Source organism: Mangrovimonas cancribranchiae (genome assembly GCF_037126245.1).
GTDB lineage: Bacteria > Bacteroidota > Bacteroidia > Flavobacteriales > Flavobacteriaceae > Mangrovimonas > Mangrovimonas cancribranchiae.
In genome coordinates this window covers 3,036,318-3,061,219 of the sequence record NZ_CP136925.1, presented here as the reverse complement: position 1 = coordinate 3,061,219, position 24,902 = coordinate 3,036,318, and the positions used below count along the sequence as shown (strand labels likewise).

The following is a 24,902-nucleotide window of genomic DNA, read 5'->3' as shown; positions in this document are numbered from 1 at the left end:
TGTTAGTTAAATACTTGGTGTAATACACTTAAAGATTTTGGTTTTTTAAAGCCTTCTATGTGTAATTCGTAATACATTAAAAGGACATTTAAAAAGTTTTGTCTTTGTAAAGCATCCATTTTTATATTATTTAATCCCTCAAAACCTATGCCTAACATAGATTTTAAAATCATTAAATTATTTCCAGAAACAGCAAATTTATTAGGATTGTTTTGAAATTCGCCTTCTACTAAATTAAAGTAATTAGCAGACAAGTTTGAGGTATCTGGATAAAACCCTAAATGCTTGGTTAGTTTTAATAAGAAAAATAAATGAAAGTTTGAAAATTTATGTTCTGTATCCAACCATAACATTGCATGTTCTATAAAACTGTATAATGTTGCGTTTTTTTCTTCTTCTTTAAGAACTTGGCTTAAAATTTCGGAAAGAAACATGACAATAGAGCTTTTTAACACATTGGTATGAATGCTGGAATAAACATGATCTACTTTCATGTCTTTTACAGACTGTAAAGATGAGGTGTTTTTATGAACAACTTCCAGGTTTAGCTGAGACAATAACTGGAAATAAGCGGCTTTTTGATGTCCTTTTCTAGATTTAAAAACGCCTCTTATAATATAATTTACTGTTCCAAATGTTTCGGTATAGCATTTTACAATTAAATCGCTATCTCTGTATTTAATTTTTGATAAAACAATGGCACGAGTAGAGGCTTGCATTATCTAATTACCATTAATTTTAAGACTTTTGTTTCTAGAGAGTCTAAATCGGTTAACATGACTAAATACACCCCTGATGCAACGGTGTTATTTGCTAAATTTTTCCCATCCCAAAAAGCAGAGCCGCCATCAATTTCTAAATGGTAGCCTTTGTATCTTAAATTAACATTTGATTGGGCTTCGGCTACCAGATTACCCTCTATATCGGTAATTTTTATATTAACATTTTCTGGCAACCCTCTAAGCTTTACTTTCTTTTCTGCCATATTAAAATCTGGCCTTATAGGATTAGGGTAAACAAACGCTTCTTCAAAATCTTCTTCGGTGCCAGAGCTTCCAGACCCATAAGCTAACAAACCTTTGTCGGTAGCGATATACACTTTACCGCTAGTATCATCTATAGAAACATCAATAACATTGTTTGATGGCAATGGAGAGTTATCTTTTGTGAAGTGAAAAATGGTTTCTTGTCCATCTGGAGAAAAGTAAAACAACCCCGAACCTGTAACGCCTACCCATTTGTTATTGGCGCCATCAACTTCAATATCGGAAATAGCTTGTTGGTATAATAGCTCTGCAGGTTGCCCATTAGCATCAAGAATTATAATCTCTTCTACTTGAACATCTTCATTAAAAAAATTACTGGTATTGTAAAGCACTCTTAACCCACTAAACGTTCCTACCCAAATACGATTATTGTTATCTAACGCTAAACTTGTTACAAACGCATTAGACATGTTATCCTCTTCAGAGTTTAAACTTTTTAATTGTACCCCATTATTATTATTAAATCCTATTAATCCATAATTATATCCGCCTATCCATTTCGTTCCATTATTATCTATTTCTATATCGCTATATCCCCATTCTCCACCTAAAGCATCTGGGATTAGTTCGGTAAAGTCGTAGCCTTGCCATTGACCGGTTGTTGGGTCATAAGATTTTAAAGGTCTTGCAACACGTCCTGTCATTGTCCATAATACACCATTAGAATCAAACTTTGATGCACTTACGCGAATACTTTTATAATTAGGAGAAGACTCTATAACTAAAGACTCCAAACCACTATTGTCTTCATTAAATAAAACAGTTGGCGAGTTGTTTACTACTTCTAATAATCCATCATGAAACGAACTTATATAAGCTTGGTTGTTATTAAAAGGGTTTACTGCTATTTTGTTAAGGTTTCTTGCTCCTAAAACACTATTAGAAGGAATGTTTACCCAATCATCTCCTGTTAAATGACTTATACCTCTATTTCTTAAAGGAGAGGGAAGATAAGTTAGTGTATAATCGCCAAAAGTTACCCAAAGGTTATTCGCTGAAGCTTCTATTGCAAAGGAGTTATTTAATAGTGGGCCATCAGGATGGATTTCTTCAAAGATAACGCCATCAATTAAAGCTGTTTTTAAAATACCGTGATTTTCTGTTCCTATATATAAAAACCCTGAATGAAAACTTGCTGATGTAAAACTTGTATTTAACTCTTCGTTAAATGTTGCGTTAAGTATTAAATTGAAGTTTACATCGTAAACATACACATCATTTTGGGTTGTTATTAAGAAATAATCATCGTTTGATTTGACATCTAAAATAGGGGCGTTTAAAATGGTTAACTGATTTAAAGTTCCGTTTTCAATTCTATATACTCTTCTATTTCCTCTTATCGCAAATACATTATCTAAATGTTCTTGTACGCTTACAAAATTTCCTCCAGCAATCATACTCCATTCTTGAGAATCTATTAAATTATCGCTCGCAACTAAGGCTTGTTTAAGGCCATTACCATCAAAACATGCCGCATAAATATAATCGTCATGGACAGTGGTTTGTTCTACACGTATTTGAGCGCCATTGTTGCCTATGTAATAGGTGTCTCCAAATTCTAAACGAGCTAAATCGTAAACCGATATTCCAAAATCGGTAGCAATATAAACAACTCCATTGTACTCATTAAAATGATTAATACGCTTATTTGTAGGTGGTATTGTAGGTTTATCTAAAATATCTACTACCGTTAAAACATTTACCTCTCCATCGATAACAATTTCTATCAAGCCATTATCGTAACCGATTAATAACAGTCCATAATTTTGACTGTAGTGAATTGTAGAAATGTTTTCTCCTGAAAGTCCATTTATAGTCGATATTTTTTCAATTTCAAACGTATTAACATCATAAGTAAAAATAGCGTTTTCAGCTGCTGCATAAATTTTATTTTCGCTTCTAGAAGTATCTTTAATATTTAAATATGAATAATGCCCTTCCCAAAGTGCAGAATAGTCTTGAGACTGCATTAATGTTGCGAAAAGTGTTATAACAATTACTAGAATTTTACGTTTCATAGCCTACTTAAAAGTTCAAATATATTTATATATAACGAGTTTTATATTAAAAACATATAGATATAATAAAAAAGCCTCCTTTTAAAAGGAAGCTTTTTAAAAAAAATTATTGTAATTATTAGGTTATATAACGCCTTGTGCTAACATAGCATCTGCTACTTTTACAAATCCTGCTATATTGGCTCCTTTTACATAGTTTACATAACCATCTTCTTCTGTACCAAAGTCAATACAAGATTTATGAATATCTTCCATAATTTCTTGTAATTTTTTATCTACTTCTTCTCTTGTCCAGTTAAAGCGCAATGAATTTTGAGTCATTTCAAGACCTGAAGTTGCTACACCACCAGCATTTGATGCTTTTCCTGGCGCAAAAAATATTTTGGCATTATGGAACACTTCTATAGCGCCTTTTGTAGATGGCATATTAGCACCTTCACTAACACATATACATCCATTTTCTACTAATTTTTTTGCATCTTCTTCGTGTAATTCGTTTTGTGTTGCACAAGGAAGTGCTATATCACACTTAACACCCCAAGGCGTTTCTCCTTTGTGGAATTCGGCATTTGGATATTTTTCTAAATACTCATGTATTCTAGCTCTTTTATCATTTTTAAGGTACATGATATGTGCAAGTTTCTCCTCATCAATACCATCCTTGTCATAAATAAATCCTGATGAATCTGACATGGTTAAAACGACTCCTCCTAATTGAATAACTTTCTCTGCAGCAAACTGCGCTACATTACCAGAACCAGAAATCACTACATTTTTACCATTAAAAGAATCGCCTTTTGTATTTAGCATACTGTTAGCAAAATACACATTACCATAACCTGTGGCTTCTGGTCTAATTAAAGAGCCTCCCCAAGACAATCCTTTTCCTGTAAGCACTCCTGTAAATTCATTTCTAATTTTTTTATACATTCCAAATAGATACCCTATTTCGCGAGCACCTACTCCTATATCTCCTGCAGGAATATCGGTATTTGGACCTATGTGTCTAAATAGTTCCGACATGAAGGCGTGGCAAAAACGTCTTATTTCGCCATCACTTTTTCCTTTAGGATCAAAGTCACTACCACCTTTTCCGCCACCCATTGGTAGCGTGGTTAAACTGTTTTTAAACACTTGCTCGAACGCTAAAAACTTTAAAATACTTAAGTTAACCGTTGGATGAAACCTTAAACCACCTTTATATGGCCCAATAGCAGAATTCATTTGAATTCTATACCCTCTATTAACTTGTATTTCTCCTGCATCGTCTACCCAACAAACTCTAAAAGATATAACACGTTCTGGCTCAACCATTCTTAAAAGAATATTTTTACCAAAATAAATGTCATGCTTTACTATGTAAGGTATTACAGTTTCTGCAACTTCCTCAACGGCTTGTAAAAACTCAGGTTCGTGCCCATTTCTGACCTTTACCTGTTCTAAAAATGCTTCTACTTTATCTCTCATTTATCTTTAAATTATGATATTGTTATTGAATGTAAAATAATAAAGAGCAAATATACGGTATCTTTAAAAAAGAAAAGATTTTTTTTAAAATTTCATATTTATTTAACCCTAGATTATCAAATTCCAATAAATCTTTATAAAAATAAAGATATCTCATTTAAACATTTAATTTGGTAGCTTTTAGGGTTTTGCTATATTTGTTACATTAAGTGCTCTATTTTTGATACCATACTATGCTGAATTTAAAATATTTATCCGCCTTAGCCCTGTTTGTAAGCGGAATTCAATTAGGGTTTTCCCAATTGGGATTTTCTCATGAAATTGGAGCTATTGTAGGTCCTGTACAATTTAGATCGGATTACGGTATCCGTAATAATGAAGAAACAAACTTTGGCAATACAGGCATAGGTGTCGGCATTATTCATTATATAAATTTCTCTTATAGAGCAGATTGTAATTGTTACTCGACCGACACGTATTTTAACGATCATTTTAAATTAAGAAGTGAAATTTCTTGGAATAAAACAAAACTTAAGCACTATGGGCGTTGGGTTGCTCCAGACAGAACAAGTGATAATGCAGATAAGTTAAGAGCACATACAGGAGAAGCTCAAAATTTTGATATTGGTATGCAACTTGAATACTTCCCGTTAAGTATTAGATCATTCCAAGCATTTAGTTACCGTTTTGCGCCTTTTGTTAGTTTAGGAGCTCACTACACCTCTTCTAGACCTAAAGCACAAACCACTTATGGTAGCGGAAACGTTATGGATGAATCTTCGATTTATTCTTATTGGTATGAAGACGAGTCTCAATTACCTGCTTTAGCTCCTGGCGAATTAAGAGAGTATCCTATTAATACTGAAGCAACCGATGCTTGGTCTGTTGTAGCTAGTGTTGGAGTAAGGTATAAACTTACCAAGTTGTCCGATTTAATGTTAGATTTACGTTGGCAATATTACTTTAGCGATTGGATTGATGGGTTTAACCATCAACTAGATTACAACAAACATAACGATTGGTTAGTGTGGCTAAATTTTGGATATATTTATTATTTAGATTAGATAGAAAAACTATATATTAAAAAAAGCCTAAACAGTTAAGTTTAGGCTTTTTTATATTATAAATAGGTTACTGTTATCCTATAGCTTGTTTTAAATCTTCAAGTAAATCGGCTTCATCTTCTATACCAACACTTAATCTTATTAACGAATCTACCACGCCTGTTTTTTCACGTTCTTCTTTTGGTATACTAGCGTGTGTCATACTTGCTGGATGGCCTGCTAAAGACTCTACTCCTCCAAGAGATTCGGCTAGAGTAAACACTTTTAAATTTTCAACTATTTTAATTGCATCTTCGTAACTATTCCCTTTTGTAGTAAAAGAAACCATACCTCCAAAATCGCTCATTTGAGATTTTGCGATATTATGATTAGGATGACTTTCAAAACCTGGCCAATAAACATTTTCAATTTTTGGGTGATTATTCAAGTACTCGGCTACAGCACGACCATTTTCGCAGTGACGCTGCATACGAATATGAAGTGTTTTTATACCGCGAAGTACTAAAAAACTATCTTGTGGCCCACAAACTGCACCACTAGCATTTTGGATAAAATACAACTTATCTGCAAGCTCTTTATCTTTTACAACCAAAGCACCCATAACGACATCGCTATGACCGCCTAAATATTTTGTAGCAGAATGCATTACTATATCAGCTCCTAAATCTAATGGTTGTTGTAAATACGGGGTGGCAAAAGTGTTATCTACTGTTAAAATTAAATCGTGTTTTTTAGCAATGTTAGCAGCTGCTTTAATGTCAATAATATTCATCATTGGGTTCGTTGGCGTTTCAACCCAAATTAGTTTTGTATTATCATTTACATAGTTTTCAATATTTGTAGCATTTTCCATGCCTACAAAATGAAACTTAATACCAAAACGTTCAAAAATACTTGTAAACAATCTATAACTTCCACCGTACAAGTCGTTTGTCGAGATAACCTCATCGCCAGGATTTAAGAGTTTCATTACGGCATCAATAGCAGCTAAACCAGACCCAAATGCTAAACCAAAATTCCCATTTTCTATACTTGCTAAAGCATTTTCTAAAGCCGATCTTGTTGGGTTTTGCGACCTAGAGTATTCAAATCCTTTGTGTCCTCCAGGAGTAGACTGCGCATAGGTTGATGTTTGATAAATTGGAGGCATTACTGCACCGTAAGCTTTATCATGTTCTTGACCTCCGTGTATCGTTTTTGTGTTAAATTTCATATATCATTTCTTTTCTTATTGCAACAAATTTAAGGTTTAATTCGGTCTATTCAAATGGATGCAGTACCTTTAGTCTATGTTTAACAAAAACTTGTCTATAATGATAAAAAGACTCGCTTTTTTAAGTCTGTTAGCACTTCTTACGTTTTCCTGTGAAGAAGATATTTCCATTACTTTTGAAGGATCTATTATCTCTCCAAAAACCACAGCCGATATTGACATTTTATACCCAAAAGCAAAAGAAAATCATACTGTTGCAAAACAAATCAATAATAAAATAGAGCACTATATTGCACAACAAATTAATTTTAAAGATACGTCTAACACCCTTTCTATAAAAGAGGTTATTTCTAAATTTGATAATGAATTAAAACAGTTTAAAGCAGATTTCCCAGAAACACCACAAGAATGGGAAGTGAATATTGAAGGCGAAGTTTTATTACAAACACCAGAAATTATTTGCATTGGCATGAGCTCTTATATGTATACTGGTGGCGCCCACGGAAACGACAGAATAGACTTTTTAAATTTTGATACAGAAACGGGAAAATTAATGGCTATAGCAGATCTTATCACTAATATAGATGGATTTAGTAAATTAGTTGAAACCCACCTAAAAAAAGAAATTGAAACCAATAAAAACGACACTATTGAAAATTACTTCTTTGGGCAAGGTTTTACACTTCCAGAATCTTTTGGATTTAATGATATAGGTGTTATTATTTTGTATAATCAATATGAAATAGCCTCTTACGCACAAGGTATTACAGAGTTTGTTATTCCTTATAACGAAGCTGAACCTTTTTTAAAAATAATGCCCTTATAAAAACTTTAAAAATCATGACATTTTTTTACTTAAAAACATGTAATACGTGTACAAGAATTATTAACGAGTTAAATCTACCTAGTAATGTTGTTATGCAAGACATCAAATCGGAACCAATTACCGTAAAACAACTTGACGAAATGCATAAACTAGCTGGTAGTTACGAAGCACTATTTAGTAAACGTGCCAAGTTGTACAAAGAGATGGGGTTAAAAGACCAAACGCTAACCGAAAAAGATTTTAAGCACTACATTTTAGAGCACTATACCTTTTTAAAACGTCCTGTATTACTTCTTGAAAATCAAATTTTTATTGGCAACAGTAAAAAAACCGTCGAAGCTGCTAAACAAGCTATAAGCAATATGTAACGTTTAGCAACCTCGTACTTTATATTCTAGGTTAATTTAAATTTACTGGCTTTTTACCGTGTTTTCTTGTATCTTCTTTAGTAAGTGTTTTATAATGTTTTGCTTTAGGAAATGCATTGGCTATTTCTAGTAAATCTCCTGGCAAATCGGTTAATTTACGTCCTTTTAAATCCATCCAAGCGCCTAACATTTCGCAATGTGCTAAATGCTCACCTTTATGGTTATAAAAATTATGGTCGAACATAAAAAACGTACCATCTTCACTTAGCCCAGAAACCTCCAAGGTTACCGTTAAAGGCTTTCCCATGAACGCTTCTTTAAAATAAAACATATGCTCGTAAAATACCACTGGTCCAATATTATACTTAGCAAGTTCCTTCATACCAAAGCCGCTTTCAATTAAAAAAGCCATTCTAGTATGACTCATAAAATTGGTGTAAGCACTATTTGCTAAATGTCTGTTAGCATCTACATCGCTCCAACGGATTTCAAATTCTTTTTTAAACATAAGTGTCGTTTTGGGTTTCCACAAAAGTATGGAATTTTATTATGCAAGCATAACAGTTTAACATCCTTAAAAAAACCTAGCAATTTGTTACCTTTGCGCAAAATAAATATACCCTTTCGCATGACGTGTTTGGGAATAAAGCCCACTTTGTGGGATGCAATACAATTAGTGTATGATTCAATCTATGACAGGTTATGGGAAAACCGTGGTACAACTTCCTACCAAAAAAATCTCCTTAGAAATAAAATCGTTAAACAGTAAAAACCTAGATTTAAACGCTAGAATGCCTTCTGTTTACAGAGAAAAAGAACTGGAGATAAGAAAACGCATTGCATCGGTTTTAAATCGTGGTAAGGTGGATTTTTCATTATATATGGAAATTACAGGCGAAGACACGTCTTCTCAAATTAATAAAACGGTTGTTAGAGAATACATAAAACAACTAAAAGAGGTTGTTGATGGCAATGAAACCGAACTCTTAAAAATGGCCGTGCGCTTACCTGATGCCATAACTACAGAACGTGACGAAATTGATGATGATGAATGGAAAACTATTTCGAATGCTATTGATGAAACACTTAAAAAAATTGAACAATACCGTATAGACGAGGGTAAAAGTTTGGAAACCGATTTTATAAATCGTGTAGAGAACATTAGTCAGCTTTTAGACGATGTTATCGCTATAGATCCCGAACGTATTGAAGGCGTAAGAGCGCGTTTGGAAAAAGGCATTGCAGACATTAAAGAAAAAGTAGACGAAAATCGTTTTGAGCAAGAACTAGTTTACTACATTGAAAAATATGATATTACCGAAGAAAAAGTACGTTTAAAAAATCATTTAGATTACTTTTTAAAAGTATTAAACTCTAAAGAATCCAACGGAAAAAAACTAGGATTTATTGGCCAGGAAATGGGGCGTGAAATTAATACCATTGGGTCAAAATCTAATTACGCACCTATGCAAAAATTAGTCGTTCAAATGAAAGACGAGCTAGAAAAAATTAAAGAACAACTTTTAAACGTACTGTAATGCAACAAGAGGGCAAACTTATTGTGTTTTCGGCACCTTCGGGCTCAGGAAAAACTACTATAGTAAGGCACTTACTTAAACAAAAAGAGTTAGGCTTAGAGTTTTCCATTTCGGCTACCTCGCGCGATAAACGCGGTGAAGAGGTTGATGGCAAAGATTACTATTTCTTATCGTTTGAAGAATTTAAGCAAAAAATTAAAAACGATGAGTTTTTAGAATGGGAAGAAGTGTATCGCGATAATTTTTATGGTACACTAAAAACCGAAGTTGAACGTATTTGGGCAAAAGGCAAACACGTTATTTTTGATATTGATGTGTCTGGCGGCTTACGTATTAAACGTAAATTTCCAAAGGAAACCTTGGCCATTTTTGTAAAACCACCAAGTATAGACGAACTTAAAATCAGGCTTAAAAAACGTCAAACAGAAACCAACGATAAAATCAATATGCGTATTGCTAAAGCTTCTGCAGAATTGGCTACAGCACCTTTGTTTGATCATATTGTAATTAACGACACTTTAGAACACGCTTTAGAAGAATCGTATAATTTAGTTTCGGAATTTATAAAACAAAAGGCATGAAAATAGGGTTATACTTTGGCACCTTCAATCCCATTCATATTGGTCATTTAGTTATTGCCAATTATATGGTTGAGTTTAGCGATTTAGACAAAGTTTGGTTTGTAATTACGCCACATAGCCCATTTAAGAAAAAAAGCTCGTTGTTAGATGATCATCATCGCTACGAAATGGTGTATCGCGCCACCGAAGCTTACGACAAACTTGAACCAAGTAATATTGAATTTAATTTACCACAACCCAATTACACTGTTAATACCTTAACCCATCTTTACGAAAAACACCCTAATCATGAGTTCTCGTTAATTATGGGTGAAGACAATTTAAAAAGTTTTCATAAGTGGAAAAACTATCAGGTTATTTTAGAACATCATGATATTTATGTGTATCCACGAATTTCAAAAGGAAGTATTGAAACACGTTTTGATGATCATACAAAAATTCATCATATTAACGCACCCATAATGGAGTTATCCTCCACATTTATTCGCTCAAGCATAAAAGAAGGCAAAAATATTAAGCCCATGCTTCCTGAAAACGTTTGGGAATATATTGATGAAATGAATTTTTATAAGTCATAATAAAAGCTCCTTAAAAGGAGCTTTTATCTTTTTATGTTAAATAATAAGTATTAGTCCAACGCAGGAATACGTAATACTTGACCTGGGTAAATTAAATCAGGATCTTTAATTGCTCCATAAATAATATGCTATTGCTATAATATTTTTGTTTAATTTAAAAGGTTTCTATTTTATTTTGATTTTATCTCTTTTTTTTTTGAAAAAACAATCAAGTTAAAATCTTATGAAAAATTTATCTTTATTAACAATTATTTCTTAGTCTTATGTGTAAATAGTTGTTCAAATGACATCACAAACGATATAAACAAATCTACAAGTAATTCTAACTAAGGCGCTTTATTCTATAAAAATGGCAGTAATATTAATTCTAAATTAGTATACAATGGTATTGAATACCATATTACAAATGACAACAAAATACTACGCTTGAAAAATGGTGAATTAGAATATGAAATAATAGGAAATCACCAAGCTGAAGATTATGAAATAAATGATAAATTAGAAACCTATACTATCGTAAATAAATTGAATTCAAATGAAAGAATTCAATTTCACAACATTCAAGTGATTAGCGATAATGTTTTAAAATTTAGTTTTTCTACTAATAACGGAATTGATATTAATAACGTTACTTTTGAAGGAAATTATAACTTTACTAATCTTCAAGGGCATGAAAAATATTGTGGTCCATGTATCACATTAGCAGTTGAAGTTGTTATTTCTGTTATTGTTGACATTGCTACTTCGTCTGATGATAATGGAGATATTGATATGACTGAAGTTTGTCTGGCACAAATAGAAGCATGTATTGCCTCTGGTGGCACACCAACAAACATGCAAACATCTACATCATGGTGGGGAGGAACCTCTTGTAGTTTAGATTGTATACCTAATTAATAATAAAACATATTATATTGTTAAATAATTTTTTAAAAAGCAAAAAAAATAATTGGTTAATAACCTTAGGATTAGCTATGTTAGCTTTAGGGGTATTAACTTTAATTTATTCATATTTTTTTTCACCTGCTTCAGAAAGCAGTTATCTAATAAGTAAGTATACTAGCGTTCCCTATTTTGTTTTTTTATTGGTCGCAATAATAGGGGCTCCAATAATAGAAGAACTTAGTTTTAGAGGTGGATTCTCTAAGTCTAAGATTATTAAAACACTTTCCATTATTGGTTTAATTAGCCTATTGATAATTACAAAAAATACAATCACTAAAATTTTCACACTAATATATTTATGTGTGTTAATTATTAGCTTTTATAAAAGGAACAAATTACTTGAGATAAACTTATTCCTTTTAAACGCTTTAATTTTTTCTTTTTTTCATTTAAACGTTGAAGAATTATTTACCGCATTAAGCCTCGCTGGTTTTTCTTTTAGATTTTCATTTGCCCTCTTTGCTATTTGGATTTGTTTAAATTTCAATTTATTCAAGTCTATTTTATTTCATGCTGTTTGGAATACAATACTTATGGCTTCTATTTCGGTAATGATATTTTTTCCTGATAAAACTATAAATCACTATGAAGATAATAACATTAAAGTAACGTGGTATAGACAATCTAAATCTCTAAAAGGTAGTACTGTTAACTTTTTTACTCCAAAAAATACTATTGAAGCTAAAAATTGTAATGCTATTTTTCTATTAAAGTCTACTGAATGGAGTACAAAAAATAATGACAGTACATCTAAAAACTTTATTCCTGTAGAACTTTTCATGGATTATAATTTTACTATAAAGCTAAAAGATACCACAACTAAAAAACAAAACTTGTATAAACCTGTAAAGCGATTTTTAATAACTAATAATCTAATAAAATCGATAGAAAACAATGATTAACAAAAATGCCAACATAAAGTTGGCATTTTTAATTTTAATTTAGCGAAAATCGTTTAGTCCAACGCAGGAATACGTAATACTTGTCCTGGGTAAATTAAATCTGGATCTTTAAGCATAGGCTTATTGGCTTCAAAGATAACAGGGTATTTCATCGCGTTTCCGTAATATTTTTTAGCAATTTTCCCTAAGGTATCGCCACTTACAACGGTATGAAATTGCGCCTCTGGCTCTGGGTTTTCAACCGTCATTTGGTCGTCAACTGTGGCAATTCCTGCCGAATTACCTACAACTAATACCACTTTTTCTTTGGTGGCTTGATCGTAAGCAGCACCTGTTACAGTAGCTTTATCATCATCAATATGAATGTTTAAATTTTCGACTTGTAATGATAAATCTGAAATGGTTTCTTCTAATGTGTTTGCAGCAGCTTCTTCTGCTTTTAACTTGGCTTCTGCAGCTTCAGCTTTAGCTTCGGCGGCTTTTTCTGCTGAAGTTTTTCCGCCAAAAATTTTTGCTCCTGCATCTTTAATAAATGAAAATAATCCCATAATGTGTGTGATTTAAAATGTTTAAATTAGTTAATATAAATCGATATTGGTTAGGGTTAATTTTATAGTGAATATACTAAAAAAAGAGAGTGCTACAACATTAATATATTGTTAAAGCACTCTCATCAACTAACTAATCAACCAAAATATTTATGACTTTCTTGTATTTTTTCTTGGGTTTGCTTTTTTCTCTGTTTTTTGTTTACGCTTTTTAGGCTCTTGTGTTTGCTTGCCTGCAGCATTTCTCATGTATTGTATATAACCTCGTCCTGTAAATTCGTATAGAGTTCCTGAGGATGGATGATACAGTTCGACACGCTGATCATTTAATACACTTAACTCAAAATGTTCGTTATCAAAATAATCGTAGTCTAAGGTTAATGTTTTTAAGTACATATTGTTAGCAACATTACCTACACCATAAACTCCTGTATAATCCCAATATAAATTTTCTGGGTTTAACCCTACAGGATCTTGAGAACTTCTAAATTCTGAGTCGTTTCCTCCTGCTAAAAATTGCAAGTAATTTTCATTGTCAAATTCATTTAATTCACCATAATTACTTGTATAGGTTTTCTCCCAAGCTTCATATTCTTGAAGGAAATAGTGGATATTATCGTAAAACACAAAATCATAATCAAACGTATTGCGTTGATAGCCATGTAAAAAATACGATGTATCTGTATAAGGATTGTATAATTCTATGGTATTATAATCGACTTCATAAACATCAAATGTTTGGTATCCATCTATATCGTGGTACACATCTAGTATCATGTTATAGGCATCGTAATCACCAACTGGTATACCAAAACCATTACCCTGACTTCCAAAACCTACTAAATTATTGTTGGCATATAACACCCCGTTTCTAAACGATAAAGTAAACGCTATTTCCATAAAAGGCGTACTTCCGTAACCTATAGTTTGATTAATATCTACGTACCATAACTCGTAAGAACGTAGTATATCATCAGATGTTACCGTATGTGTTGGGCCTGGATTGTAGTTATCGTAAACAACTTCTTCTTCATAAATACACGAGGTAAATAAAAAGGCTGTTAATGTGAATGCAAAAAGTAGTTTTAAAGTTTTCATAAGCTACATTTTTAAGGGTTATGCTTGAAGTAATTCAAAACACGTGCCAAAAATTAAAAAGCATCCATAACTTACCTTTACAAACCATTATATTTTATGTACTTTTGAGAAAATAAATATGTTAAATCCATACATGGAAACACCTTTAAAATATGCCGTTTTTGGTGCTGGAAGTTGGGCCACTGCAATTGTAAAAATGCTATGTGAGAATTTAGATGAAGTAGGTTGGTACATGCGTAGCGTTTATATTAAAGAACACCTATTAAAAGAAGATCATAACCCAAGTTATTTAAGCTCGGTCGAGTTTGATACCGCACAATTAAAACTTAGTAACGACATTAATGATATGGCCAAATGGGCTGATGTGCTCATATTTGTTATCCCCTCTGCTTTTATGTATTCTGAATTAGAAAAACTAACGGCAGATATTTCAAACAAAACCATTGTTTCGGCTGTAAAAGGTATTATTCCTGAGTCTGGCTTACTAGTTGGCGAGCATTTTCATGATGTTTATAAGATTCCGTTTGAAAACATTGCTGTTATTGCAGGCCCTTGCCATGCCGAAGAAGTTGCCTTAGAGCGTTTATCATATCTTACCATTTCTTGTGCCGACACAAAAAAAGCAAAAGCCATTGCTAAAAACCTTTCTAGCGACTATATACAAACCAAAACTAGTGATGATGTTATTGGCACCGAATATGCCGTTATGTTAAAAAACATATATGCTATTGCTGCAGGAATTGCTCATGGCTTGGGGTATGGCGACAACTTCCAGAGTGTCCTTATGAGTAATGCTATTCGCGAAATGAAACGCTTTATTAAAAAGCGCCATAAAATGAAACGAAATATTAACAACTCGGCTTATTTAGGTGATTTATTAGTAACGGGATACTCTACATTTTCTCGAAACCGTATGTTTGGCAATATGATTGGTAAAGGCTACACCGTAAAATCGGCACAAATGGAAATGAATATGGTTGCCGAAGGATATTATGCCACAAAAAGCGCCCATTTATTAAACGAACAAAGCAAAAAGAAAACACGAACGCCTATTATTAATGCCGTTTACGATGTATTATACGAAGGTAAAAACCCTAAAAAAGTGTTTAATAAGTTAACCGAGAAGTTAGATTGATAGTCTCTTTATAAGAAGTTGGCAATAATTTATGAGAACCATAATGCAAGATGAACCTCTTATATTTGAAAAAAAAGGATTTCCCTCAATTCGGGTATTTGATAAGCATTTTGAAATTAAAGCAATTGACTTTTGGGAATATCGGACTTTTAAATATTCTGACATAAAAGAAGTTATCTATTATAATCCAAATGACAAATTGTGGAATAAACTTTACATTTTGACATCGTTGACTGCACAAATATTCTCTAAAAATGACCCTTGGATTTTAAAAGTAATAAAAAATAATGGCGGAGATTGGACTTACAAAACTTGTTGTAAACCAAACTCTGACTTTAGAAAAATTATAAATCTGATAAAAACGAAACTGAATAACTGACTGAATAAAATACTAACCACAACAACACATAACTAACAGTTATACAAAACTTTCACCTAACCAAAACCCCTTTAGTTTCCATTAACGGAATTGTTTGTAATGCATTTTTATTAATCGTGTTTTTCTTAAAAATATAGGTTTTATCAAACATTTGGCTATCCTTAAAAAAAGTGACTTTAAACTCGTTATTTAAAGCCAAAACATCTTCTTGTAAAAACTCGACTTTCGCATAGCTTTTTGCTGGTAAAACATCTAATTTATGGCGCATAACAGATGTTTTCTTATCGGTTGAATACCCTAAAGACACAATTAATACGGTATCTAAGGCAAACTCATTGTCATTCAATAAATACACATTCCAGTCGTGCGTTCTATGGGTATCGTTAAACTCGCTTACCGCAGCCATATAAACACCTTCAACCTTTGGGATTTCAATATCTTTTTTCATCTGTTTTTTTACTTAAACCTAAATAGGTTACTTTTAGTGCAAAATTAATCTTTTAACCTGCAATATGAAATATCTTCTGTTTTTATCGCTTTCATTCTTGTTATCATTTTCTGGATTCACTCAAGTAAAAAACACCTCAACACTTGCTATTGATGACATCATGAAAGGCGAGGACTTTGTAGGCTACTTACCTACAAACATTAGTTGGTCCGAGAACAGTAACGATATTTATTTTAGTTGGAACCCAGATAACGATACCATTCGGTCTACATACAAGGTTAATGTTGCTACAAAAGCCATTGAAAAAATGACTTTTAACGATTTAAAAGCAAAAACCAGTCATGGCGATTTTTCAAGCGATTTCACCATGAAAGTTTATGCTAAAGGCGGTGATATTTTTTTAATGAATACCCATAATTACAGTATTAAACGCATTACGCATACTGTTGAAAGAGAAAGTAACCCTGTTTTCTCTGGTGATAACAAAAGTATTGTTTACAAAAAAGGTAATAACTTATATCAATGGGATATTAATTCTGGCACAACAAAGCAACTCACCTATTTTAAAACAGGAAAAAAACCTTATGATAAAAAATCTTCCTCTCAAGAAGAGTGGTTAGAAAACGACCAACTAGCTCTTTTTGATATTTTAAGCGAGAGAGAACACCAAAAACAAGCCAAACAATACAGACGCGAACAAAGCACATTAAAACAGTTAGAACCTACTTATATTGGAAAATGGCGATTAGCTAACTTGGCTATTTCACCCAGTTTAAAGTATGTTGTTTACAAACTTTATAAAGCACCTAATAGAAAAAACACTATTGTTCCTGATTTTGTAACCAAAAGCGGATACACTAAAGATTTAAATGCCCGTTCAAAAGTTGGTAGTAAGCAATATAACTACCAAACTTGGATTTTAAACCTTAACACAAATAAAACTTACCAAGTAAAAACTAATGAAATCGAAGGCATTAAAAATAAACCTGAATTTTTAAAAGACTACACCGAAAATTTAGAAGGATACAGCAATACCTACGACGAACCAAAACCTGTAAATTTTGGTAATCCTATATTTTCTGAAGATGATAAAACGCTAATAAATATCACCTCGCAAGATTACAAAGACCGTTGGATTATGACAATTAATTTAGAAGACGGTAGCTTAAACCTTGTAGATTATCAACATGATGATGCTTGGATTGGCGGTCCTGGTATTGGCTGGTTTTCTAGACCAGAAATGGGGTGGTTAAACCAGGAAACTGTTTGGTATAAATCTGAAAAAACTGGTTATGCTCACCTTTACACTACAAATGTAACTTCTGGAAAAACATCAGCTCTAACAAAAGGACAATTCGAAATCCAAACTGCAACACTTTCTAAAGACAAGTCCACCTTTTACATAACTAGTAATAAGGTTAGTCCACATGAAACACATTTTTATCACTTATCTGTAAATGGCGGAAAACTCCATAAAATAACCACAAAAAAAGGAGGTCATGAAGTTACCATTTCTCCTGATGAAACTAAATTAGCCATACGATATTCCTATAAAAATAAGCCTTGGGAATTATATATTATGGATAACACACCTAAGGCAACCATGACACAACTTACCAACTCTACTTCAGAAGATTTTGAATCTTATTCATGGAAAGATCCCGAAATTATATCATTTAAAGCCAGAGATGGCGCAAAAGTTCCTGCTACATTATTTAAACCAAACCCTGAAAAAAGTAATGGTGCCGCCATAATTTTTGTTCACGGTGCTGGTTATTTACAAAATGTGCATCAATGGTGGTCGTCTTACTATCGTGAATATATGTTTCATAACCTCTTAGCAGATAATGGTTATACGGTTTTAAATATTGATTTTAGAGCTAGTAATGGCTATGGTAGAGACTGGCGAACGGCCATTTACAGACACATGGGAGGGAAAGACTTAACCGATCAAATTGATGGTGCTAAATACCTTGTAGAGCATCATAACATCTCTAAAGAAAAACTTGGTATTTATGGCGGCTCCTATGGCGGGTTTATTACTTTAATGGCTATGTTTAAAGCGCCTAAAACCTTTAAAAGTGGTGCAGCATTACGTTCGGTTACAGATTGGGCACATTACAATCATGGCTATACTGCAAATATTTTAAATACACCTGTTGAAGATCCTAAAGCTTATAAACGCAGTTCACCTATTTATTTTGCCGATGGCTTAAAAGGACACCTTTTAATGTTGCATGGTATGGTTGATACTAATGTACAATTTCAAGATGTTGTGAGACTTTCGCAACGCTTAATAGAGTTGAAAAAAGACCATTGGGAATTGGCTTTATTTCCTATGGAAGGTCACGGATTTATTGAGAGCAGTAGTTGGTCTGATGAGTACAGACGCATTTTTAAACTGTTTCAAGAAACACTAAACAATTAATAATAAGGGTTAGAATATCCTTTGTTTGAAATGCCTTTTAAGTTATATATCACAAAATGATTTAATAGCTCGGCATTCGAGTATATTTCAAAAAGAGCATTATTTTTAAAGGCCATTTCTTCAAATCTATTAAAATACAACTCGCAAAAAAGTTTTAGATTAACATCGGTATTAATAAGTTCTTTTTGTTGTGCTTGTTGTAATAACCCATAAATAGTATTATTTACAATATTATCTCTAAAGGCATCGAACACTTGATTTGCTTTTGGGTAATATTTTTTTAGCCCAAATATAAAAGACGGCTTAAAATGTTTTAAACGTTCAAAACCGTGCTTGTAAATTTCAATAATACAAACAAGAGGATCTTGCTGTTTCGTAATAATGTCGCTAACCGTTTTTTCAAAATCTGTTACTAAAAACGACACACTATCTACAACTAGATCCTCTTTGCTATTGTAAAATTTATAAATAGTTTTTTTAGAAATGCCAACTGATGTTGCTAGTTCGTCTAAGGTGTAACGTTTACTCCCAAACTTTGTAAAACTGTCAACGGCAGCTTTTATCAATTCGCATTTGTCTATCATTACTTGTGTAAGTATATACTATTCTACTGCTATGGATAATAATGGAATATTTATCCCAGAAGCCATAACTCTGGTTTTACTTTTATGAACTATGGATTCCCAAAATCCATATTTTTTAGGAATCATTACTAGTAAATCAGCTTTTGAGGCTTTAATTTCTTTCTCTATTTCTTCGATTACGGCATTAGACTTTACATTTTTGTAAATGTGTGTAATTGGCTCTAATTCGTTATCAATATTTTGTAGCACTTCACCCTTTGATAAAAGTTCGTTTATCTTGTTTTCTACATGAAATACAGTAACATTAGATTGTAATTGCATTGCTATCTGTCTTAATCTTGCTAAAGATTTTAGTGGTATAGCTTCCATTAAATCGCATGCAAAAAGCACATTTTTAATACCAGAAAATTTAGCATTTAATGGCACTGCAAGTACAGGAAACTTTCTCATACTAATTAACGTTGTTGTTGGGTTTCCTAATAAGTTTTGTTCCATAGATTTTGGAGACATTCCCATAACCAATAAACGCGAATTATTCACCTCCATTAAGTATTCTATCTCTTGCTCTAAATCAACATATTTACACTCGTACTCAACATTAATATTAAATTCTTTTGATAAACTCAACGCTTGTTCCTTTAATTTATCATTATTCTTCTTAATTAAACCATCCATAGTTTTTACAGTTAACCTAGAGTTAGCTGCATGTATAGGTAGCCTAAATGCATTAAACAATATTAATTTTGAGTTGAATAATTTAGCAAGCGAAGCTGCATATAAAACAGCATTGTTAGATCGCTCTGAAAAATTAGTAGCAACTAAGATAGGTCTCATAATTTTGTGTCGATTTTTCTTTGTCTTGATAGTGAATGACTAACAAAACTGTTATTCTACATAGCTTTAAGCTTCTTCATAAATTCTCCAAAATGGGGAAAGAAATCTTCAAAAAGTTCGTGTTTTCTATTTTTTAGCATGACTTCACTAAACAACTTTAAACCAACAGCAAATTCAACAGATTCACTGTCTTTATCAAATAGTTCTTTAGATTTTAAGATATCTATGATATTAAAGATATTATCATGGTTTTCAAATTCAAACTCAACGCTTTTTTCGGCTAAAGATTCATCTTTTAAAGCCAATTCTTTAAGATTTATGCTATATCTATTATTTTTCTTTCCCATAGTTTGCTTCTATTTCCAGCCACCACCAAGCGCTTCATATAAATTTACCACACTTAATAGTTGATTAAGTTTATTATCAATCATATTAAGTTCTGCACTTAAAGCACTTTGTCTAGCTGTTAATAAATCTAAGTAGTTAGCATAACCATTTTTAAGTAACTCTTCTGAGTTTGCTTCGGCATTACGTAATGCTTCTACTTCTTTTTCTCTAAACTCAAACTTCTCGGTTTCAGCACTATAATCGTATAACGCATTTGACACTTCATTACCTGCGGTTAATAATGTTTTCTTAAAATTCAATAATGCTTGTTCCTGTTGTGCTACAGCTACTTCATGTTGTGTTTTTATAGCGCGTTTATTAAAAATAGGCTGTGCTAAACCGCCAATAATATTTGCAAATAACGAGTTGGCATTGAATAACTCATCTAGCTCCAAACTTTGAAAACCACCACTCGCTGTTAATGTTAACGAAGGGTAAAAATCGCTTCGGGCAACATTAGTCATTTCAAATGCATTAATTAAGCCATATTCGGCAGCCATGACATCTGGTCTATTACGTAATAAGGTTGCTGGAACGCCTAATTTGATATCGGCCTCCAATTGCTGATTATCTAAAGCACTGCGTTCTATCGTTGCTGCTGGCCGACCTAAAAGTAAGTTTAAAGCATTTTCGGTTTTAAAAATAGCCGCTTCTAATTCTACTTTTAAAGCTTTAGCATTGTTATACTGAGCAATATTTTGGTCTACGGCAACTTGGTTTACCTGTCCTGCATTTTTTAGCTCTTTTATGGTGTAAACACTACTATCTCTGGCAGCAATAGTTTGCTCGGTAATTTTTAATTGAGCATCGAAAGCGACTAACTGATAATACGTTGTAGCAATAGCTGATACTAGCTGTGTTTTTACAGCTTGATGGGCTGCTACACTTTGCAAATAACTAGCTTCTCCTGCACGTTTGTTGCTACGTATCTTACCCCAAATATCGGCTTCCCAAGATAAGCTTCCAGAAAGTTCGTATTGGTCTAAGGACGAAAACAAACCACCAAATTGACTGTTTGATGACAATTCTTGATGTGTGACTTGTGCATTGGCATTAAAACTTGGTAAATACCCTGCTTTACCTTGTTTCATGTAAGCCTCGGCAGCAGCCATTTGTTGTATGGCTACACGAATATCTAAATTATTTTGAAGGCCTTCTTCTACATACTGTTTTAAATACGTATCGGTAAACATATCTTTCCACGATACATCTGCCATAGACAAGCTATCTTGTGGTAAATTATCGGTGCGATATAAATGTTCTGTTTCGTCTAACTCAGGACGCGTATAGTCCTTTGCCACAAAACAACTTTGTAAGGTTGTAGCCATTACAACTACAATGAGTGTTTTATTTATAATTGAATTCATAGTTTAAGCTTCTTTTGTTTCAACAACAACTGGTTTACTTGATACTTTTTCTTGTAGCCACTGGAATAGGATAAACAGAATAGGAATAACAAATACTCCTAATATAGTTCCTATTAACATACCTCCTGCGGCTCCTGTTCCAATAGAATTATTTCCTTCTGCACCAACACCTTTTGCTAATACTAACGGCATTAATCCTAAAATAAAGGCAAAAGAGGTCATTAAAATAGGGCGCAAACGTGCTTTAGCACCATGTATGGCTGCATCTACTAGACCTTCGCCATGACGTCGGCGTTGTAAGGCAAACTCTACAATAAGAATCGCATTTTTAGCCAACAGTCCAACCAACATAATGAGGGCAATTTGAAAATAAATATTGTTTTCTAAGCCCATAATTTTGGTTGAAAAGAAAGCACCAAACACACCTAATGGTAATGAAAGTATTACCGCCAATGGTAACAAATAACTTTCATATTGCGCTGCTAATAAAAAGTAAACGAATACAATTACTAGTAAAAATATCATAGCTGTTTGGTTTCCTGCATTTACCTCTTCACGAGATAAACCAGAATACGCTACATCAAAATTACTAGGTAAGTTTTTAACTTCTTCATTAACAATTGCAAGCGCATCACCTGTACTAAAACCTGGGTTTGATGCACCACTAATTTTTGACGAATTATATAAGTTGAAACGCGTTACAGATTGTGGCCCATACACACGGTTTAAATCAACAAACTGTGTAATTGGTGCCATCTCACCACTTCCTGTTTTTATATACAATTCGTTTAAAGAACTTGCATCTGCTCTATCTTCTGGTAAGGCTTGTACATAAACTCTATATTGCTTACCAAATCTAGCAAAATCAGCCGCATAAATTCCACCTATATAACCTTGTAAAGTAGAGAATATACTGCTTATAGATACATCATATCTTTTAGCTAATGGCACATCAATTTCTAACTCGTATTGCGGATATCTTGTGTTGAATGAAGATTGCCCATATTGAATTTCTGGATGCTTCATCAAGTTACCAATAAACTGTTGTGTTGTGGCATCTAAGTCTTCAAAACTACCACCAGATTTATCCATTAAGTTTACTTCAAAACCACCTGAAAGTCCAAAACCAGGTATACTTGGTGGCGCAAAGAAAATGATATTGGCATCAGGTATAGTAGCTGCAACACCAAATAGTTTTCCTATAATAGCTTCAGAAGACATATCATCGGATTCACGTTGGCCCCAATCTTCTAACATCACAAAACCTAATCCGTAGTTGGTACCTGCTCCACTAATTAAACTTCTACCGTTAATAACCGTTACACCTCTAACACCAGGAATTTGTCTTGCTTTTGCATACAATTCTTGAGTTACAACATTTGTTCTGTCCATAGATGCACCAGCTGGTAACTCTACATTCATAAAGATTACGCCACGATCTTCGTCTGGTACAAAACCGGTTGGTGTACTGTTTGCTGCCCACCAAATTCCTACACCAGATAAGATTAATAAAACACCTGTTATCCATTTGTTTTTATATAAAAAGCTTAACGATTTTCCGTAACGTTCTGTCGTTGCATTAAAACCAGCATTAAACTTGTCGTAAAATTTCTGTAAAAAGCTTTTGTTTTTATGTTCTTCTTCATCATGACTTTTTAAGAATAAAGCACATAATGCAGGACTTAATGTTAAGGCGTTTACTGCCGAAATTAATATGGCAACAATTAATGTAACACCAAATTGCTCGTAAAATACCCCTGTTGGCCCTTGAATAAACGTTACAGGAATAAATACAGCAGCCATTACTAATGTAATCGAGATGATGGCTCCAGAAATTTCGTGCATAGCATCTAATGTTGCTGTTTTAGCACTTTTAGCACCTTCATCTATCTTGGCGTGTACGGCTTCTACAACTACAATAGCATCATCTACCACAATACCAATCGCTAATACTAATGCGAATAAGGTTAAAAGGTTTACCGAATAACCAAAAAGGTTTAAGAAGAAAAACGTACCTACAATAGCTACTGGCACTGCAATAGCTGGAATTAACGTAGAGCGAAAATCTTGAAGGAAAATAAACACCACCAAGAATACTAAAAGGAAAGCCTCTATTAGAGTATTTCTTACTTTGTTCATCGATGCTGTTAAGAAATTATTAGTATCGTAATTAATCTCATAAGCAATACCATCAGGGAAATCTGCTGAAAGTCTTGTTAACTCAGATTTTATCGTTGTAATAATTTCTTGCGCATTAGATCCAGCAGTTTGATAAATACCCATATTTACACTTGGATAACCTTGGGTAAACCCATAAGAATCGTATCCTTGCGCATCTAGCTCTATTGTGGCGACATCTTTAAGGTGTAAATATTCGCCATTATCTAAAGCTTTAATAATGATATCTTCGTATTGTTTCTCGGTTTTAAAACGCCCACTATATTTGATGTTATACGAAAACGCTTGACCATCATTTTGTCCTAAAGATCCAGCAGAGGCTTCTAAACTTTGTTCTCTTAACGCAGCTGTTACTTCTGAAGGCACTAAATTATAACTAGCTAGTTTTTCTGGTTTTAACCAAATACGCATGGCGTAATCCTGATTAGAAAACACGTTGACATCTCCTACACCATTAACCCTTTGTAAGGCTGGTATAACATTAATTTTTAAGTAGTTCTGTACAAACGTGGCATTATAGTCTTCGTTTTCAGAGTAGACCGACAAGAACATTAATGCCGATGTTTGTTGCTTTTGTGTTGTTACCCCTGTTTGTATTACTTCTTGTGGTAACAATGGGTTGGCACGGGCCACACGGTTTTGTACGTTTACTGCGGCAATATCTGGATCCATTTCTTGATCGAAATATACCGTAATATTTGCAGTACCATTGTTTGTAGCAGAAGATGTCATATAGGTCATACCTTCAACACCATTTATTTGCTCTTCAATAGGAATAATAACACTCTCTAAAATGGTTTCGGCACTGGCACCAGGATAGGTAGCATTCACCTGAATAGTTGGCGGTGCAATATCTGGGTACTGTTCAACAGGTAATGCTGAATATCCTAAAATACCCAAAATAACTATGATGATGGAAATCACGGTAGATAATACCGGTCTTTCTATAAATGTTTTTAACATAATTCTT

24 protein-coding genes are annotated in these 24,902 nt (G+C 33.1%); 11 read left to right on the top strand and 13 right to left on the bottom strand.

What is annotated here, in order from left to right; translation table 11 throughout:
• Positions 1–2: 2 nt before the first annotated feature.
• The 3 genes from recO to gdhA form a co-directional block, all read right to left on the bottom strand.
• Positions 3–719, bottom strand: a complete 717-nt coding sequence (recO, locus tag R3L15_RS14170; RefSeq protein ID WP_338732443.1) for a DNA repair protein RecO — start codon at positions 717–719, stop codon at positions 3–5.
• Positions 719–3,064, bottom strand: a complete 2,346-nt coding sequence (locus R3L15_RS14165; protein WP_338732442.1) for a two-component regulator propeller domain-containing protein — start codon at positions 3,062–3,064, stop codon at positions 719–721. Before R3L15_RS14165 ends, recO begins: the two co-directional genes overlap by 1 nt.
• A gap of 123 nt (positions 3,065–3,187) precedes the next feature.
• Positions 3,188–4,531, bottom strand: coding sequence for an NADP-specific glutamate dehydrogenase (gdhA, locus tag R3L15_RS14160; protein WP_338732441.1), 1,344 nt, complete (start codon positions 4,529–4,531; stop codon positions 3,188–3,190).
• Positions 4,532–4,764: 233 nt separating this feature from the next.
• Between gdhA and R3L15_RS14155 the strand changes: the two genes are divergently transcribed.
• Positions 4,765–5,595, top strand: coding sequence for a THC0290_0291 family protein (locus R3L15_RS14155; protein WP_338732440.1), 831 nt, complete (start codon positions 4,765–4,767; stop codon positions 5,593–5,595).
• Positions 5,596–5,668: 73 nt separating this feature from the next.
• Here the strand turns inward: R3L15_RS14155 and R3L15_RS14150 are convergent, their stop codons facing one another.
• Positions 5,669–6,808: a cystathionine gamma-synthase gene (locus R3L15_RS14150; protein WP_338732439.1), complete on the bottom strand. Its 1,140-nt coding sequence runs from the start codon at positions 6,806–6,808 to the stop codon at positions 5,669–5,671.
• 100 nt (positions 6,809–6,908) lie between these two features.
• Between R3L15_RS14150 and R3L15_RS14145 the strand changes: the two genes are divergently transcribed.
• Both R3L15_RS14145 and R3L15_RS14140 read left to right on the top strand, forming a co-directional pair.
• A complete protein-coding gene (locus R3L15_RS14145; protein ID WP_338732438.1) occupies positions 6,909–7,634 on the top strand; it encodes a DUF3298 domain-containing protein in 726 nt (241 codons plus the stop codon).
• A gap of 14 nt (positions 7,635–7,648) precedes the next feature.
• Positions 7,649–8,002: an arsenate reductase family protein gene (locus R3L15_RS14140; RefSeq protein WP_405023541.1), complete on the top strand. Its 354-nt coding sequence runs from the start codon at positions 7,649–7,651 to the stop codon at positions 8,000–8,002.
• 31 nt (positions 8,003–8,033) lie between these two features.
• On the opposite strand, the gene R3L15_RS14135 is transcribed toward R3L15_RS14140, so the two are convergent.
• On the bottom strand, positions 8,034–8,510 hold the full coding sequence (locus R3L15_RS14135; RefSeq protein ID WP_338732437.1) for an acyl-CoA thioesterase: 477 nt from the start codon (positions 8,508–8,510) through the stop codon (positions 8,034–8,036).
• Positions 8,511–8,682: 172 nt separating this feature from the next.
• Between R3L15_RS14135 and R3L15_RS14130 the strand changes: the two genes are divergently transcribed.
• The 5 genes from R3L15_RS14130 to R3L15_RS14110 all read left to right on the top strand — a co-directional run bounded on the left by R3L15_RS14130 (position 8,683) and on the right by R3L15_RS14110 (position 12,546).
• On the top strand, positions 8,683–9,540 hold the full coding sequence (locus R3L15_RS14130) for a YicC/YloC family endoribonuclease (RefSeq protein WP_338732436.1): 858 nt from the start codon (positions 8,683–8,685) through the stop codon (positions 9,538–9,540).
• Positions 9,540–10,121, top strand: coding sequence for a guanylate kinase (gene gmk / locus R3L15_RS14125; RefSeq protein ID WP_338732435.1), 582 nt, complete (start codon positions 9,540–9,542; stop codon positions 10,119–10,121). The genes R3L15_RS14130 and gmk overlap by 1 nt, the downstream gene beginning before the upstream one ends.
• A complete protein-coding gene (nadD, locus tag R3L15_RS14120) occupies positions 10,118–10,699 on the top strand; it encodes a nicotinate (nicotinamide) nucleotide adenylyltransferase (protein ID WP_338732434.1) in 582 nt (193 codons plus the stop codon). The genes gmk and nadD overlap by 4 nt, the downstream gene beginning before the upstream one ends.
• Positions 10,700–11,224: 525 nt before the next feature.
• Entirely contained in the window at positions 11,225–11,596 is a 372-nt protein-coding gene (locus tag R3L15_RS14115; RefSeq protein ID WP_338732432.1) for a hypothetical protein, read from the top strand.
• Between the two features lie 17 nt (positions 11,597–11,613).
• Positions 11,614–12,546, top strand: coding sequence for a hypothetical protein (locus R3L15_RS14110; protein ID WP_338732430.1), 933 nt, complete (start codon positions 11,614–11,616; stop codon positions 12,544–12,546).
• Between the two features lie 53 nt (positions 12,547–12,599).
• On the opposite strand, the gene lysM is transcribed toward R3L15_RS14110, so the two are convergent.
• Together lysM and R3L15_RS14100 are read right to left on the bottom strand one after the other, a co-directional pair.
• The gene (gene lysM / locus R3L15_RS14105; RefSeq protein ID WP_338732429.1) at positions 12,600–13,094 is read right to left on the bottom strand and encodes a peptidoglycan-binding protein LysM; all 495 of its coding nucleotides are present in this window, start codon (positions 13,092–13,094) and stop codon (positions 12,600–12,602) included.
• Positions 13,095–13,244: 150 nt separating this feature from the next.
• Positions 13,245–14,192: a nicotinic acid mononucleotide adenyltransferase gene (locus R3L15_RS14100; protein ID WP_338732428.1), complete on the bottom strand. Its 948-nt coding sequence runs from the start codon at positions 14,190–14,192 to the stop codon at positions 13,245–13,247.
• Between the two features lie 133 nt (positions 14,193–14,325).
• On the opposite strand from R3L15_RS14100, the gene R3L15_RS14095 reads away from it, so the two are divergent.
• Complete coding sequence (locus R3L15_RS14095) at positions 14,326–15,327, top strand: NAD(P)H-dependent glycerol-3-phosphate dehydrogenase (RefSeq protein ID WP_338734151.1); 1,002 nt, start codon at positions 14,326–14,328, stop codon at positions 15,325–15,327.
• 31 nt (positions 15,328–15,358) lie between these two features.
• Positions 15,359–15,706 carry a hypothetical protein gene (locus R3L15_RS14090; protein ID WP_338732426.1) on the top strand — a complete coding sequence of 116 codons (348 nt, stop codon included), beginning with the start codon at positions 15,359–15,361 and terminating at the stop codon, positions 15,704–15,706.
• A gap of 52 nt (positions 15,707–15,758) precedes the next feature.
• Here the strand turns inward: R3L15_RS14090 and R3L15_RS14085 are convergent, their stop codons facing one another.
• A complete protein-coding gene (locus tag R3L15_RS14085; RefSeq protein ID WP_338732424.1) occupies positions 15,759–16,154 on the bottom strand; it encodes a hypothetical protein in 396 nt (131 codons plus the stop codon).
• Positions 16,155–16,218: 64 nt separating this feature from the next.
• Here R3L15_RS14085 and R3L15_RS14080 point away from each other — a divergent pair, with 64 nt between their 5' ends.
• Entirely contained in the window at positions 16,219–18,582 is a 2,364-nt protein-coding gene (locus tag R3L15_RS14080) for a prolyl oligopeptidase family serine peptidase (RefSeq protein ID WP_338732422.1), read from the top strand.
• Here the strand turns inward: R3L15_RS14080 and R3L15_RS14075 are convergent.
• Genes R3L15_RS14075 through R3L15_RS14055 form a run of 5 tightly spaced genes read right to left on the bottom strand, consistent with a single transcriptional unit; the run spans position 18,579 to position 24,895 of the window.
• Positions 18,579–19,166, bottom strand: a complete 588-nt coding sequence (locus tag R3L15_RS14075; protein ID WP_338732421.1) for a TetR/AcrR family transcriptional regulator — start codon at positions 19,164–19,166, stop codon at positions 18,579–18,581. The genes R3L15_RS14080 and R3L15_RS14075 overlap by 4 nt on opposite strands.
• Positions 19,167–19,184: 18 nt before the next feature.
• Positions 19,185–20,000: a universal stress protein gene (locus R3L15_RS14070; protein ID WP_338732420.1), complete on the bottom strand. Its 816-nt coding sequence runs from the start codon at positions 19,998–20,000 to the stop codon at positions 19,185–19,187.
• 56 nt (positions 20,001–20,056) lie between these two features.
• The gene (locus tag R3L15_RS14065) at positions 20,057–20,347 is read right to left on the bottom strand and encodes a DUF3861 domain-containing protein (RefSeq protein WP_338732419.1); all 291 of its coding nucleotides are present in this window, start codon (positions 20,345–20,347) and stop codon (positions 20,057–20,059) included.
• Positions 20,348–20,356: 9 nt separating this feature from the next.
• On the bottom strand, positions 20,357–21,754 hold the full coding sequence (locus R3L15_RS14060; protein ID WP_338732418.1) for an efflux transporter outer membrane subunit: 1,398 nt from the start codon (positions 21,752–21,754) through the stop codon (positions 20,357–20,359).
• Between the two features lie 3 nt (positions 21,755–21,757).
• Positions 21,758–24,895 carry an efflux RND transporter permease subunit gene (locus R3L15_RS14055; RefSeq protein ID WP_338732417.1) on the bottom strand — a complete coding sequence of 1,046 codons (3,138 nt, stop codon included), beginning with the start codon at positions 24,893–24,895 and terminating at the stop codon, positions 21,758–21,760.
• Positions 24,896–24,902 lie beyond the last annotated feature (7 nt).